The following is a 15201-nucleotide window of genomic DNA, read 5'->3' as shown; positions in this document are numbered from 1 at the left end:
CAAGTTTATACCTTTTAGTAAACCAGAAACCCAAACTCAACCCAATTAACAAAAAGTTGCTAAAACCTCGTTTTTACACTAACCTGTCGACCCCTTTTAAGGGACAACAACATAATGATTTGTAATAGGTAGTAAAAATGATTAAAAAGTGTATTACGCTGTTATCAATATCAACAGCTTTCGCATCTATGCAACTCTCTGCAAATGATGATAACGAAGCTAAAAATCGAGCTTCACACCCTCTCTACTACGAGGTACTTGAAACTAAATACCTGTCTGAGAAGAACGAATTCAACACGTTACTAGACGAGCTGAACTCTATTCAAATTACGCCGTATTGGATCAATCAAACTGGCTTGGACGCTATACCACAGCCAACTGGCGAAAAGCTAAAAGTTTGCATTATCGACTCTGGAGTAGATGCAAATCACAATGATCTATCCCAGATGAGCATTAATGGATACTGGAACACTTACGGTGGTAATTGGGGTGAAGATAACATCGGTCATGGCACACATATTTCAGGGATCATAAGTGCGCTAGACAACAACTCTGGTGTAAGAGGTGCAATTGACAATGGCCATGTTGACATACATGTCCAGAAACTAGTTCAATCTGCCCGTGGTGCTGGCTCCACAATTAATGATAAGAATTTAATAGACTCTATCGAAATCTGCGCGTCAGCTGGCGCAAAAATTATCAACCTCTCACTGAGCGGTATGAATTACTCTGGTGAATTAAGAGATGTTATTGATAGATTGACCTATCAGAATGGCATTATCTTTGTTGCTGCCGCTGGCAACCACGGCAATGCAACAGGTTATGATAGCCCAGCTTATCCTGCTGCATATAGAAATGTAATTGGCGTAGGTGCCATCAATATTAATGGTGAGCTTGCTGATTTTTCTCCATCTTATTCGGGGGTTTCAATCGTTGCACCTGGTGTTGACATCCTGTCTACCATTCCCAGTAACTATAATAAGGTCGCTTCTGTCTACTACGAAAGTCGCGAGGGTTATGTTGAATTTGACCACTATCAAATCGATAAAGGCCTCGACTACCCTGAAACTCTGCCTACACAAGACAGCTGTTACCACAATTTGTCGGCGACAGCTTTATCTGAGCAAATAACGAATAAAGAGCTCAGCAATTCTTCAATTAATGAACTAAATCAAGCTTCGGCTCAATGTAGCGCTGATGGTGGTTCTGTATTAGTCATTTCATACGACTACCTTGCCACATTAGAAAAGGAGGAGTTTCGTAAATTCAATCCATGGTTAAGCACACTAGATTATGATGCTTCAATGCCCACACTATTAATGCCTGGACTTAATAACGACGAAATAAACTTCTTTAAAAATGGTGATATTCGTGTCACATCACAGCAGCAGGGATACGCAGCAGTAACTGGCACCTCACAATCTGCAGCAATTGTCACAGCAGGGATAGCAAAATTATGGTCAAACTACCCAGCTGCAACAGCTGAAAAAATCCTAAATGCAGTTATAGGCTCAGCCCTTCCTTTAGATTACAATTACCCCGCCAACGCGGTAGGAAGTGGAGCTGTTCACTTTGGTAATGCGTATGCGTATATGCAAAATTATAACAATGTTCATAAGGCACCTTCATGCCCAGCTGCTTGGTATGATAATAAAGGTTATGAATCGTCTGAGAAGGCCACATTTAAGGGTGATATTTATCAGGCAAACTACTGGACCAAAGGACAGATGCCAGATTCGAATAGCGCAGAATATGGTCCTTGGAAAAAAGTTGCAAGTTGCGCAACCCCACCAAAAGAAGCGTTCGAATATGAACAAGAAATTAGTGTCCCTAACTACACGCTAAATGAAATTGAGCGAATTCAAGTCGTTTATAAATGTAATTCATATTCTTTCAGCTGCGGTGGCGGCGGCTTGGGCGGCGGTAGCGGCTGGATTGATTTTGGTGGTGGCTATGGCGGTGGTGGTAACTACGGCGGTGGTGAAGGTGGCGGCGGTGGCGGCGGAAGCAGCAACTCCGATAAAAACTCTGAAAAAGAAAAGCAAAAACAAAAAGAATACGAAGATATTAAAAAAAGAAGTGAAACCACACCAAAACAAAAGCCTGGAGAATCCAAGGAAGATTACAATAAGAGATTATCAGAGTACTTCAAAAAAGTAGCTCAAGATTATAAGAAATGGGATGATAGATACAACAAAGGAAGACATACTCAAAAAATTCAAGAACTTACAAATAGAGCTCAAAAATATCAGAAGGCTTATGAAAATGCGGTAAGACACCGCCAAGTCACTGAGCAATATAAAAATGGTAAAAAACCTAAGAGCTCTATGTGTCGGGCGAAAACCAGAGGCGTAGCAAAAGTGGTTCAAACTATTGGCTGCATGTTTGACGAGCCTTAATTATCAATTGCTGCAGGAGTAGACTTTCTACTCCTGCTATTAAGAGGTTTTATGAATAATACAGAAACACAATCAATCGAAAGTATATGGCAAGAACAGCTTTCAGGTTATGACTGTGATCCCGATTTAGCTTATGCCAAAAACACGTTTTTTAACCAGTCTAGCGAGGCTATTTCAGTGGCATTTTCTCGCAGCGTAATTGAAAGAGCAAATGAACTAAGAGTGATGCCTGATATGTTATTTAATACGTACTTTCACTTCTTCATTGACTTCCTAATGAAAACAGAACATGAGCCATTTGATGCTTCAGAGATAGCGAGCTGTTTTACATCCCTTCTCAAAGAGAAGCTGGATTCAAACTCGATTACTAGCTCAGAACTAGTCAAGCAGTCCAAAGAGACGGTTGATTATTTAACGTGTAACATTGACTTTTTTAATGAGGACGCGGATATCTATGGTGATCTAGAAGAAAAGTTACAAGCTTTAAAAAGCCAGTTAAATAACCTCAGCTGCGGATAAGGGTTGTGAAACTCTATATACTTAAAAACGTATGATTCTTCTAATCCAATGATGGGGTTTTGTTCGATATCAAGGCGTTTTTATACAGTAATAGCAGGCTATTACAAATGAAAACAACGAAGATAATGGACAAAATAGCATTGTTGGGCAAATTCGCTCATCCGCAGCGGAGGGTTAAATACTTATCAAATTTAGACTGCATTTGAAGTTAAAAATAGTGGCCAACTCAAGTGGGCCACTGAAAAAACTCAATTGCTACTGGCGCCATATGCGGTAGTGTTTAGAAACCTGTGTCATTTCAGTAATATTAAGAAAACTGATCTGAACCGTTAAAACTGGACACTTAGAGACTGTAACTAAATTTGTGTAACTGCCTATCACAACATACTCTACAGAGAGTTAAGGATAGGCGGATGCAAATGAATAAAAAAGAGCTTGGAGCTTTCGCAAAGGAAGCAGCCAAAGGCATTAAAACGCCTGAGGATTTAAACGAATTTAGCCAGATGCTGAAGAATATAACCGTTGAAGCAGCGTTGAACGCGGAGAAGGGTGAACACTTGGGCTATGAGAAACACCAGCACGAGTAGTCGTAATGGTACGAGCAGCAAGCGGATAAAAACTGAAAATGGTGAGTTTGAACTAGATACGCCTCGTGATCACGAAGGCTCCTTTGAGCCTAAACTGGTCAAAAAGAACCAGATTCGATTTACGTCAATGGATGATAAAATTCTCTACCGGTATGCGCAAGACATGAGCCCCCTAGAAATCGTCAATGCATTTGATGAGTGGTACGGTGCTGAGATATCGCCTACGCTTGTGTCTCGTGTTACCAACGCAGTTACCGAGCAAGTGATTGAATGGCAGTCACGTCCCGGATGCAGTCTACCCAATTGTATATCTGGATTGCATAGTTGTAAAAACTCATCAAGATAAGCGGGTAATCAACAAGTCCATCTTCCTGGCGCTAGGTATCAACCTCGAAGGCCATAAAGAACTTATGGGTATATGGATTGCCGAGAACGAAGGGGCCAAGTTCTGGTTAAACGTCTTAACGGAACTTCACCAGCGTGGTGCTGAAGATATACTTATTGTGCGTGTGGATGGCTTTGATGCCATCAACACAGTCTTCCCTCAAACGCATATTCAGCTATGCATCGTGCATACAGTTCATAACCAATTGAAATACTTGAATTTAAAAGACAACGAAGCAGTCACGGCAGACTTAAAGCGGGTGTACCGTTCAGCAACGGAAGATAAAGCCTTGCTTGAGCTGGAGCGATTTAGCGATACCTAGGACGACCAGTACCCACAAGTTGCAAAATCATGGCGTAATCACTGGCAGAACCTCAATACGCAGTTCAACTACCAGAGGATATTCACAAAGCCATCTATACAACCAACGCTATTGAGTCACTCAACATCGTTATCAGGAAGGCTATCAAAAACGAAAAACCTTCCCCTGCGACGATTCAGCCAAAAAGATGGTTTACTTAGCAGTAAAAGATGCCAGCAAGAAATGGACGATGCCCATTCAAAACTGGCGTCAAGCAATGAGTCACTTTATTATTGAATTCGAGGAGCGCCTCGAAAAACACATTAAATAAATGACAGTTACACAGAACTTGTTACAGGGAGGGCGTTCAGAATTCGGTGTCAGCCTAAATTGCTATATATCTAGCACACCATCTAACCTACCTTCGAAGTAGATGGCTAATTGCGACAATGTCAGATTCCAGCTATGGATTAGCATTGTCCATTTATTTGAAGCGTCAATATGCCCGTATACAATAATTTCATCAAGCTATTTTCATTGGAAAATGCCCCCCTTGGTTTTAGTGAGCTTTCTAAATTGGCGACGCACAACCTCGATAGCATTGGCTGTGTAGATAGCCTTACACACGTAGTTAACCCGAGCTGCGCATAAGAAATTGAACTAAATGCCCTTGTGGTGATCAGATCTTTCGACCAAGAAACATAAGATTACCAAGGCAAGGGCATGAATAACTTAGATGCAATTTACGTAGGTGTCGATGATTTTTGTTTATTGTTTGAACCTCAATGGCTTAAACACCTAATAGAATCAAGTGAAAAGCAACGCTTAAAACCATCTCGCCTAGCCTCTAGCGAAGTTATGACTATTTTGATTGCTTTTCATCAATCGGGGTTTCGCGACTTTAAAACCTACTACACAAAATTTGTTTGTCAGTATTGGAGACATTATTTTCCAGATTTAGTCAGTTATACACGCATGTTAAAATTGCTCCAGACCACGTTACCTGCTCTGTGTAGCTACTTAAAGCTGCGCTTTGATAAACCAACAGATATAGCTTTTATAGATTCTACTTCACTCAAGGTTTGTCACAACATGCGTATTCCTCGCCACCAAGTTTTCGAAGGCGAAGCCAAACGAGGTAAGGGTACAATGGGCTGGTTTTATGGCTTTAAACTTCACCTCATCATGAATGACGAAGGTGGTTTATTAGCCGTAAAAGTAACCGCTGGGAATGTTGACGATAGAAAGCCTGTACTAGATATGGTCGATAATGTTACAGGTAGTTTATATGCTGATAAAGGTTATGTATCTGCAAACCTAAAAGCGGAACTTGCCGAGCAAGGTATTGATTTCATAACAGGTCAACGAAGTAATATGAAACGTCAGCTAATATCGCCTTGGGATAAAGCGATGTTATCAAAGCGTTTCATCATTGAGACTGTTTTCGACCAGCTAAAAAATATGGCTCAAATAGAGCATACAAGGCACCGAAGCGGCATTTCATTTATGGTTAATTTAATGGCTGGATTAATTGCCTACACCTTTCAGACTAAAAAGCCGAGTATAAAAGTGACTCGGCTTTAATTCTTATGCAGATCTGAGGTTAGTTAGGATATGTGAAGTAAACTGACAAGTTAACCCATTTACGAAGCCAAAACTCGATAACGATGAGATATAGCTTGCCCCATTTATCGTTTAACTCGTCAAGTGCAACCTCGGCAGCATCTTTGGTTGCTGCACGATAAGCAGGCTTTAAATCAACCATGAATGCTTTCTGGTCCTTTGAAGCAACATATTTCGTTAAGTTACGTATTTGATGAACAACACACTGCTGAACCTCTTTTCAGGGTAGATAGTGCCAATGCCTTTAAACCTATCAACACAGGCAATTAAAATATCGGATACGCCATGGTTATGTAAATCGGTGAGCACAAATAACCAATTATTAGCGCCCTCATTTTCTGAAAGGTATAGGCCAAGTAACTCCTTACGACCCTCGATATTAATTCCGAGTACGGTGTAAACCGCTTTGCTAACGTAGCGGCCATTCTCTTTGATTTTATAGTGAGTAGCATCAAGCCAGATGAACGGATACAGCGTATCACGACTTCGTGATTGCCACGCTTTAAGCTCTGGGATTAACTGGTCAGTTACGCCTGTAATGGTGGCTTCTGAAATTTCAATGCCATACATCTCTTGCACATAGCCTCGAATAATCCCGATAGCTCATGCCTAACGCGAACATAGGCAGTATTTTTGGTCAATTTCAGGCGTTAGCTTAGGTTGGTTTTTCTTAACCAGCTGTGGCTCAAACGAGCCAGTACGGCCTCTTGGCGTTTCAAGCTCAAATTGGCCTACATCGTTTTCTTGCTTGTGCCGTTCTGACGGCTTGGCTGTGGGTCAAAGCCTAAATGTTGTTCTAGCTCTACTTTTAAAGCAGCTTCGATTAATTGCTTAATGAGGTGTCCAAAACTATTGGTTCAGATCAGGTGGCTTGGCTTAACCCTCAGCCGCAAAGCTATTGGTCTTATTACCATTCGATAGAGCTAATAAATCAATTAATGCAAGACAGAATGTATCCGCTAACAATAGAGGGACTAAGTCAGGCGTTTAAAGAGTTAAGCTAAAGCATCATTGCTTACAAGGTAAGCACCTTGCAAGCAATGATGCGAAATTAGTCACTCGCTTCGATAGGTTCTAGTTGTAGTTTTGAAGCAATCAATACAGCTTGAGTACGATTATAGACACCCAACTTTCTGAAGATAGCGGTGATATGTGCTTTCACCGTTGCCTCTGAAATATTTAGCTCGTAGGCAATTTGCTTATTCAGCAAGCCTTCGTGTAAATATTGTAGCACTTTATATTGCTGCGGCGTGAGCGAGGCCACTTGTTGGGCAAGCTCTTTGTCCTCCCCTTCAAGTTCAGCCACTTTGTCTTTCATACCTTCAGGCAACCACGTGTCACCTTCGAGCACTTGCTCTATGGCTTCGGTAATTTGTTCTACTGACGCCGCTTTTGGGATAAAACCCATCGCGCCGTATCCCATCACTTTAGAAATGATAGAAAGGTCTTCGCTTCCCGAAACCACAACAACTGGAAGACTTGGGTGATCCTCACGGATCCGAATTAGTCCATATAAATCACCATTGCCCGGCATATGTAAATCGAGCAGGAGTAGGTCTAGTTCTTCTTGTTGTTGTAAGACCGAGAGCGTAGTGTCAAAGTTTTCAGATTCGAATACCTCTAATCCTTCAAACTGCGCTTTTAGAGCCCCCTTAAGCGCCTCTCGAAATAGAGGATGATCATCCGCGATTAAAAACTGATACATGCTATGCTCCTAAAAAATCGGCTGTTATCGTAAAGATAACAGCCGTTATAGTATGTTTATATTAGGTCGCAATTCAAGTTATTCAGTTAACGATTCAATCTATTCTCGATTAATTCATCAACCACACTTGGATCGGCAAGTGTAGAAGTATCCCCTAACTGTTGATACTCGTTGGCTGCAATCTTACGCAAAATACGGCGCATGATTTTACCAGAACGGGTTTTAGGTAAACCTGGAGACCATTGGATCATGTCAGGGGTTGCAATTGGGCTTAGCTCTTTACGCACCCAATTTCTCACTTCTTTAGTTAACTCGTCAGATACCGTTACCCCTTCATTTGGCGTGATATAGACATAGATCCCTTGACCTTTAATGTCGTGTGGATAGCCTACCACAGCCGCCTCAGCAACCGCTTCGTGAGCGACTAACGCACTTTCGATTTCAGCAGTACCGAGGCGGTGACCTGAAACGTTAAGTACATCATCCACGCGACCGGTGATCCAGTAGTAACCGTCTTCATCACGGCGACAACCATCGCCCGTAAAATAAACGCCCGGATAAGCCGAGAAGTACGTTTGTTCAAAACGCTCATGGTCGCCATAAACCGTACGGGCTTGTGAAGGCCAACTATCCAAAATCACCAGATTACCTTCGGTCGCGCCTGTCAGCGTATTACCTTCCGCGTCAAACAGTGCAGGAGCAATACCAAAGAATGGACGGGTCGCAGAGCCCGGCTTAAGTGCAGTAGCGCCAGGTAGTGGCGTGATCATGATGCCGCCCGTTTCGGTTTGCCACCAAGTATCTACGATAGGACAGTCACTATTACCAATTTGCTCGTAATACCAAGACCAAGCCTCCGGATTAATTGGCTCACCGACCGAACCCAAAATACGTAAACTATCACGCTTGGAACTTGCTGTCGGCTCGTCACCTTTTGCCATCAAAGCACGGATCGCGGTAGGCGCAGTATAAAGGATAGTAACGCCATGTTTATCAACGATTTCACCCATGCGACCAGACGTCGGATAGGTCGGCACGCCTTCGAATACAACTTGAGTACAACCATTCACCAGTGGACCATAAGCAATATAACTATGACCTGTGATCCAGCCCACATCCGCGCTACACCAGTAAATATCATCTTCTTGAAGGTCGAATACATACTCATGGGTCATTGATGCATACACTAGGTATCCACCCGTAGTATGCACTACCCCTTTCGGCTGACCGGTAGAGCCCGAGGTATAAAGAATAAAAAGCGGATCTTCCGCATTCATCATTTCAGGTTCACATTTGGCTGGCTTATCAGCCACTAATTCATGCCACCAGACATCATGAGCATTCCATTCAACGTCGCCACCTGTTAATTGGTGTACAACCACATGCTCGATAGTGGTGACGCCAGCTTGCGCTACCGCTTCATCAACATTTGCCTTAAGCGGCACACAATTACCACCGCGACGACCTTCATCTGAGGTGATGACCACTTTGGCGCCAGAATCTTTAATACGATCTGCAATAGCAGAAGGTGAAAAGCCCCCAAACACAACGGAGTGGATAGCACCAATTCTTGCACAGGCCTGCATGGCATAAATTGCTTGTGGAGTCATCGGCATGTAGATTGCCACGCGGTCACCCTTTGTAACGCCCAGACTCTTAAGACCATTGGCAAGCTTTGCGACTTCATCATGCAGTTGTTGGTAGGTAATATTTTCTGTTTGTTCGGGGTTATCACCTTCCCAAATCAACGCAACTTTATCGGCGCGCTTTTCGAGGTGTCTATCGATACAGTTATAAGAGGCATTTAGTACGCCGTCTTCATACCATTTAATATTGATATGGCCTTTATCAAATGAGGTATTTTTAACTTTACTATAAGGTTTGAACCAATCTAAACGTTGACCGTGCTCTTTCCAAAACTCTGCGGGGTCATCAATCGACTTTTGATATAGTTCTTGATATTGCTCGTCGTTGATTAATGCTGCGTTCTTGATTTTTTCAGGAACTGGATAAATGCTCTGTGACATAGTCATCTCCATTATATTTAGAGGTCTAGGTCTGCTAGACACGCTTTTCCTAAGGATCACCCAGCCTTGGGTGTTTAAGTATTAGACCTTAGTTGTAGAACAGCTGCAAACGTAAAAGTTTCATACAACTTACCGACTGTACCTAATTCAATCTTTATGATCGCCTTATCCTCCGCTCATTTACTGTATGCCACCTTAGTCTAATAGACCAATAGGTAATTGAGTAAAAACCAACCTTAAACAACAGTTAGTGATGATTAATATGAATATCGGCTGCTGCCAACTGCAAAGCACAGCTATTGAGGAACTGGATTATGACAACGAATAACATTAATAAAAAACTGCTCGCAGTTGCTATCAGTAGCCTCTGCGCTCTCCCTGCCACTGCGGCTGAGATTGGCGATACTAAAGTTAACTATGGTGGTTATATCAAGCTAGATGCCATTTGGAGTGACTTTTCTGACGGCGCGCTGGGTGCGCAAAATATCGGCCGAGACTTTTACGTTCCTGGTACGACTCCTGTTGGGGTTAACTCAGATAGCGATGCTGTGTTTGATATGCACGCTCGCCAATCTCGCTTTAGCTTCGGGACCGATACTAAGCTTGATGATGGCAGCAGTATCAAGACTAAAATCGAGCTAGACTTTATTTCTACCTCTGGAGGCAATGAGCGTGTGAGTAACTCCTACTCACCTCGTATTCGCCAAGCCTTTGTGAGCTACAAAGGCTTCTTGTTCGGTCAAGCTTGGTCAAACTTCCAAAATGTTAGCGCGCTACCAGAGACTTTAGACTTCGTTGGCCCAGCTGAAGGCACCGTTTTCGTACGCCAAGCCATGGCTAAATACACCACGGGAAACTGGTCTTTCTCTATTGAAAACCCAGAAAGCACGGTTACCACTGCAGATAGTGGCCGTGTCGTCACTGATGACGCTAGCATGCCTGATTTCACTGCACGTTACACACACAATGCAGGTTGGGGTCATATTGCGGTAGCGGCACTTGCGCGCCAAATAACCTATAAAGTCGGTGGAGCTGATGAGTCTGAAAGCTCATTTGGGGTCAGTGCATCTGGTCGTGTTAATTTTGGCAACAATAACTTGAAGTTTATGCTGACCCAAGGTCAAGGGCTTGGTCGTTATGTAGGACTGAACGTTGCTAATGGTGCGGTATACGACGGTAACTCGTTACATGCAATTGACTCGACGTCGGGCTTTATTGCTTACCAACATAGCTGGAATGATCAGTTCCGCTCAACATTCTTATACTCATTCTTTAATGCTGATAACGAAAGCGATTTGCTGGCGGTAACTGGCGATCCGACAAAATCAAGTATGAGTTACAGCGCAAACCTACTTTATTCACCCGTTAAAAAGCTTACCTTTGGTGCTGAATATAAGATGGGTACTCGGGAAACAGAAAGTGGCCTCGAAGGTGATTTAGATAGACTGCAACTTTCAGTGAAGTACGTGTTTTAAGGTTTTGTAATTTTAATAGGCTAGTACCAATTCACTTCCTAACTGCGGCCTATTGGCCGCTTTTTTATTGTTGGTCGCGACATAAAGTCGCTGCTACGATGTGTTTCTTCGCGATATAAAGTCGCTGCTACAATGTGTTTCTTCGCGATATAAAGTCGTAGCTACAATGTGTTTCTTCACGATATAAAGTTGTAGCTACAATGTGTTTCTTCGCGATATAAAGTCGCTGCTACGGTGTGTTTCTTCGCGATATAAAGTCGCTGCTACGATGTATTTTTTCGCGACATAAAGTCGCTGCCACGGTGTGCTTTTTCGCGACATAAAGTCGCTGCTACGATGTGTTTCTTCGCGATATAAAGTCGCTGCTACGGTGTGTTTCTTCGCGATATAAAGTCGCTGCTACGATGTATTTTTTCGCGACATAAAGTCGCTGCCACGGTGTGCTTTTTCGCGACATAAAGTCGCTGCTACGATGTGTTTCTTCGCGATATAAAGTCGTAGCTACAATGTGTTTCTTCGCGACATAAAGTCGCTGCTACGATGTGTTTCTTCGCGACATAAAGTCGCTGCTACGATGTGTTTTTCCGCGACATAAAATCCGCTGCTACGGTGTGTTTTTTGCGGTATGAAAGATCGCGGCTACTCATGGGGTTTCATCGTCTAACGTTGTGACCATATCGCGCCAATAAAAAACCCCGCTGGCTGGCGGGGTTTTACAATCATCTCAAAAGCATCATCTTATTGAGCTTTTGCATCCTTCATATAATCAAAGAACTTGCTATCCGGTGATAACACCATAACATCATTCTTATCTTTAAAGGTATTTTTATATGCTTCAAGCGAACGAACAAACCCGAAAAACTCAGGGTCTTTATTATATGCTTTAGCGTAAATGTTTGCCGCCGTTGCATCACCTTGACCGCGAACCGCGCGAGCATTACGCTCAGCATCTGCAAGCATTACTGTCACTCGACGATCAACATTAGCACGGATGGTCTCCGCCTTCTCTTGACCCTCAGAACGGTGCTCTTTCGCCACAGCTTGACGCTCCGCACGCATACGCTGGTAGATCGAGTTACTTACTTCGTTAGGTAGGTTAATTTGCTTAACACGGACATCAAGTACTTCAATCCCAAGCTCAGTTGCACTTTCAGACGCTTGAACTAACGCTTCTTCCATTAGCTCGCTACGTTCACCAGATACTATTTCTTTAATAGTACGCGAACCGAAGTTTGTTCTTAGACCGTTGTTCACCTTTTGCTTAAGTAGCGTTTCAGCATACTGTTTATCACCACGCGCACGTAGGTAATAAGCACTAAAATCATTCACGCGCCACTTAACGTAAGAATCCACGATCAAGTCTTTCTTCTCGCTCGTTACAAAGCGATCAGGTTGACCATCAAGTGTTTGGATCCGTGCATCTAATTTACGTACTTGGCTAAAGAAAGGCACCTTCAGGTGAAGGCCGGGTTCATACACCAGAGCATCGCCATTCGCGTCTTTTTGTACCTTGCTAAATAGCAGTACAATTGCTCTTTGACCTTCGTTTACTACAAAGATACCAGAGAACGACATGATCACGGCAGTGACTAATAGAAGTAGACTAAAATTCTTCATATTGATTATCTCCCGTTACCAAATCTGTCGCGATTAAATCTATCACCGCCTGAATTGACAGAGCTATTTTGCTGTTGAGTACCTTCAATCGTTCTACGAAGCTGCTCAATATCGCTCTGATTTGGCAAACGTACTGGTGACGAAGCGTTGTTATGGGATTGCATAATCTTATCAAGTGGTAGATACAGCATGTTATTACCACCTTCAACATCAACCAATACCTTTGAGCTACGGCCCAAAACTTGCTCCATTGTATCAATATATAAGCGTTTACGCGTTACTTCTTTCGCAGCTTGGTATTCTGGTAGTAACTTTTCAAAGCGCTCCACTTCACCTCGAGATTCAAGGATTATACGCTCGCGATAAGCTTCTGCTTCTTGCGTCATACGAGTCACTTGACCACGCGCACGCGGTTCAATTTCTTTCGCATAAGCTTCTGCTTCACGAATGAAACGCTCTTCATCTTCTTGTGCAGCAATCGCATCATCAAATGCGTCTTTTACTTCTGAAGGAGGACGCGAGTCCTTAAAGTTAACGTCTGTAACAATCAAACCAAGATTGTATGGTTCGATAATACTGTTTAGCTCTTCCCAAGTGCGCTGACGAACCACTTCACGACCCGTAGTTAACACTTGGTCCATGCGAGAATGGCCCACAACGTAACGTAGAGCACTGTCTAGCGCTTGTTGTAAGCTGTGATCAGCATCGGTCACACTGAAACGATAAAGCGTTGGATCTACAACACGATATTGCACTTCAAACTCAACACTCACGACGTTTTCGTCTTCCGTAAGCATAAAGCCTGAAGCCGACAATGAACGCACCGCTTCAATATCTACAGGAATAACACGCTCGATGAACGTGGCTTTCCAGCGCAGACCCGGCTCAGCAATACGGTCAAATTTACCAAATTGCAACACGATACCGCGCTCAGCTTCTTTTACCGTGTAAATACCACTTAGTGCCCATACGATGGCTGCGATAATAAGTATAAAGACAAAACCAGCACCGCCTAATCCGCCATTACCACCTTTCCCCGGCTTACCGCCGAAAATACCGCCGAATTTATTACCAAATTTACGGAATACTTCATCTAGATCAGGTGGGCCTTGATCCCGCCCCCCGCGGTTTTTCCACGGATCGTTATCATTGCCATTATTACCCGGTTCGTTCCAGGCCATAGCTATACTCCATTGTTATTTAAATGAATTAGGTTAAATCTAACAAAATTCGAGCGACTCTCATATAAAAATACGCTCGAAATTGACGATTTTTAACTACCAACAACCAAATCATTGAGATTTCGCCCGAATTCCTTATTGAGCTTTTCCCATTCGATTTTTGGCATTCTTACCGAAACAAGCCAGTTGCCTTGCTCGTCGTAGCCTTTTTCATCCACGGCATTAAGCTCAAATAGTGCACCTCGTAAGCGCCCAAGCGCAGGAGGTACGGCAAGCTCAGCTGTGAAAACGGTTTTTGCCAACAACTCTTTAACGGCGTCGAATAACAACGAAATCCCTTCTCCAGAGTGGGCACTTAACCACACTCTGATCGGTTTTCCTTCATCGTCCCTATCTATTCTAGGCGCAACTTCGTCCATTAGATCAATTTTGTTGTAGACTAAAAGTTGAGGAATGTCATTGGCTTCAATTTCCTCTAGAACCAATTGTACCTGTTCTATATTTTCTTTTCTTCTCGGATCTGCAACATCGATGACATGAAGCTGTAAATCCGCCTCACGAGTCTCTGTTAAAGTCGCCTTAAATGCTGCTACCAAGTCATGAGGTAAATGACGAATAAAACCTACTGTATCTGCTAAGATAACGGGGCCAACATCATCGATTTCGATCTTTCTTAGCGTAGGATCAAGCGTTGCGAACAATTGGTCCGCAGCATATACATCCGCATCCGTAATTTTGTTAAACAGCGTCGATTTACCCGCATTGGTGTAGCCTACCAGAGAAACAGTTGGGATCTCGTTACGACTACGCGCTCGACGCCCTTGCTCACGCACAACGGCTACCTTGTCTAATCGTTTACGAATACTCTTAATTCGCTCTCTTAGTAACCGTCTATCGGTTTCTAATTGGGTTTCACCAGGACCACGTAAGCCGATCCCCCCTTTTTGCCTTTCTAAGTGCGTCCATCCTCGAATTAAGCGCGTAGAGATATGCCTTAGCTGAGCAAGCTCAACCTGCAATTTACCTTCGTGGGTACGGGCTCTTTGCGCGAAAATATCTAAGATCAGCGTTGTCCTATCTAACACTCGGCACTTACAAACGCGTTCTAAATTGCGCTCTTGTGAGGGACTGAGTTGGTGGTTAAATATGATGACATCTGCATTGTGGATGTTGACAATCTCGGCAATTTCTTCAGCTTTACCCGTTCCGACAAACAACTTTGCATGTGGTGCTTGACGGCTGCCTTGCACAACCGCCACACTACTAACACCAGCAGAAGAAACTAGCATTTCCAATTCACGTAGATCTTCGCGATCTCCTTCGTGAGGAAATTCTATATGAACCAAGACTGCCTGTTCGCCGGCTTCATAACGGTCAAACAA

General features: G+C 43.2%; 10 protein-coding genes and 3 pseudogenes. 6 read left to right on the top strand and 7 right to left on the bottom strand.

Translation table 11 applies throughout. From position 1 onward, the window contains the following. Positions 1-137: 137 nt before the first annotated feature. The 3 genes and pseudogenes from QSH61_RS03385 (at position 138) to QSH61_RS03375 (ending at position 4522) form a co-directional block, all read left to right on the top strand. Entirely contained in the window at positions 138-2399 is a 2262-nt protein-coding gene (locus QSH61_RS03385; RefSeq protein ID WP_206471402.1) for a S8 family peptidase, read from the top strand. 51 nt (positions 2400-2450) lie between these two features. Next, entirely contained in the window at positions 2451-2918 is a 468-nt protein-coding gene (locus QSH61_RS03380; RefSeq protein WP_206471403.1) for a hypothetical protein, read from the top strand. 419 nt (positions 2919-3337) lie between these two features. Next, positions 3338-4522: pseudogene (locus QSH61_RS03375) on the top strand (IS256 family transposase). A gap of 62 nt (positions 4523-4584) precedes the next feature. Here QSH61_RS03375 and QSH61_RS03370 read toward each other — a convergent pair. Then, positions 4585-4824 (bottom strand): annotated as a pseudogene (locus tag QSH61_RS03370) (transposase); the annotation flags it as partial. A gap of 90 nt (positions 4825-4914) precedes the next feature. On the opposite strand from QSH61_RS03370, the gene QSH61_RS03365 reads away from it, so the two are divergent. After that, positions 4915-5775, top strand: a complete 861-nt coding sequence (locus tag QSH61_RS03365; protein ID WP_206471404.1) for an IS982 family transposase — start codon at positions 4915-4917, stop codon at positions 5773-5775. 22 nt (positions 5776-5797) lie between these two features. Here the strand turns inward: QSH61_RS03365 and QSH61_RS03360 are convergent. Next, positions 5798-6653 (bottom strand): annotated as a pseudogene (locus QSH61_RS03360) (IS256 family transposase); the annotation flags it as partial. Between QSH61_RS03360 and QSH61_RS03355 the strand changes: the two are divergent. Beyond that, positions 6654-6818, top strand: a complete 165-nt coding sequence (locus tag QSH61_RS03355) for a hypothetical protein (protein ID WP_206471509.1) — start codon at positions 6654-6656, stop codon at positions 6816-6818. Positions 6819-6865: 47 nt separating this feature from the next. Here QSH61_RS03355 and QSH61_RS03350 read toward each other — a convergent pair whose 3' ends face one another. Both QSH61_RS03350 and acs read right to left on the bottom strand, forming a co-directional pair. After that, positions 6866-7519, bottom strand: a complete 654-nt coding sequence (locus QSH61_RS03350; RefSeq protein WP_010605647.1) for a response regulator transcription factor — start codon at positions 7517-7519, stop codon at positions 6866-6868. 86 nt (positions 7520-7605) lie between these two features. Continuing rightward, the gene (gene acs / locus QSH61_RS03345) at positions 7606-9546 is read right to left on the bottom strand and encodes an acetate--CoA ligase (protein ID WP_206471405.1); all 1941 of its coding nucleotides are present in this window, start codon (positions 9544-9546) and stop codon (positions 7606-7608) included. Positions 9547-9860: 314 nt separating this feature from the next. Between acs and QSH61_RS03340 the strand changes: the two genes are divergently transcribed. After that, positions 9861-11021: a DcaP family trimeric outer membrane transporter gene (locus QSH61_RS03340; RefSeq protein WP_174170340.1), complete on the top strand. Its 1161-nt coding sequence runs from the start codon at positions 9861-9863 to the stop codon at positions 11019-11021. Between the two features lie 738 nt (positions 11022-11759). Here QSH61_RS03340 and hflC read toward each other — a convergent pair. The 3 genes from hflC to hflX all read right to left on the bottom strand — a co-directional run bounded on the left by hflC (position 11760) and on the right by hflX (position 15201). Further along, a complete protein-coding gene (hflC, locus tag QSH61_RS03335) occupies positions 11760-12638 on the bottom strand; it encodes a protease modulator HflC (protein WP_010377388.1) in 879 nt (292 codons plus the stop codon). A 5-nt stretch (positions 12639-12643) separates the two neighbouring features. Further along, complete coding sequence (gene hflK, locus QSH61_RS03330) at positions 12644-13819, bottom strand: FtsH protease activity modulator HflK (protein ID WP_010605650.1); 1176 nt, start codon at positions 13817-13819, stop codon at positions 12644-12646. Positions 13820-13911: 92 nt separating this feature from the next. Then, on the bottom strand, positions 13912-15201 hold the full coding sequence (gene hflX, locus QSH61_RS03325; protein ID WP_010605651.1) for a ribosome rescue GTPase HflX: 1290 nt from the start codon (positions 15199-15201) through the stop codon (positions 13912-13914).

It is taken from the genome of Pseudoalteromonas sp. JC3 (assembly GCF_030291895.1).
Lineage (GTDB): Bacteria > Pseudomonadota > Gammaproteobacteria > Enterobacterales > Alteromonadaceae > Pseudoalteromonas.
The sequence above is the reverse complement of the archived record's forward strand: the minus strand, read 5'-3'. Positions and strand labels throughout refer to the sequence as shown.

Bases quoted from the DNA above. Each gene is read 5' to 3' on its own strand.
- acs (WP_206471405.1), bottom strand. From the start codon at position 9,546: ATGTCACAGAGCATTTATCCAGTTCCTGAAAAAATCAAGAACGCAGCA.
- QSH61_RS03340 (WP_174170340.1), top strand. From the start codon at position 9,861: ATGACAACGAATAACATTAATAAAAAACTGCTCGCAGTTGCTATCAGT.
- QSH61_RS03365 (WP_206471404.1), top strand. From the start codon at position 4,915: ATGAATAACTTAGATGCAATTTACGTAGGTGTCGATGATTTTTGTTTA.
- QSH61_RS03385 (WP_206471402.1), top strand. From the start codon at position 138: ATGATTAAAAAGTGTATTACGCTGTTATCAATATCAACAGCTTTCGCA.
- QSH61_RS03380 (WP_206471403.1), top strand. From the start codon at position 2,451: ATGAATAATACAGAAACACAATCAATCGAAAGTATATGGCAAGAACAG.
- hflC (WP_010377388.1), bottom strand. From the start codon at position 12,638: ATGAAGAATTTTAGTCTACTTCTATTAGTCACTGCCGTGATCATGTCG.
- QSH61_RS03350 (WP_010605647.1), bottom strand. From the start codon at position 7,519: ATGTATCAGTTTTTAATCGCGGATGATCATCCTCTATTTCGAGAGGCG.
- hflK (WP_010605650.1), bottom strand. From the start codon at position 13,819: ATGGCCTGGAACGAACCGGGTAATAATGGCAATGATAACGATCCGTGG.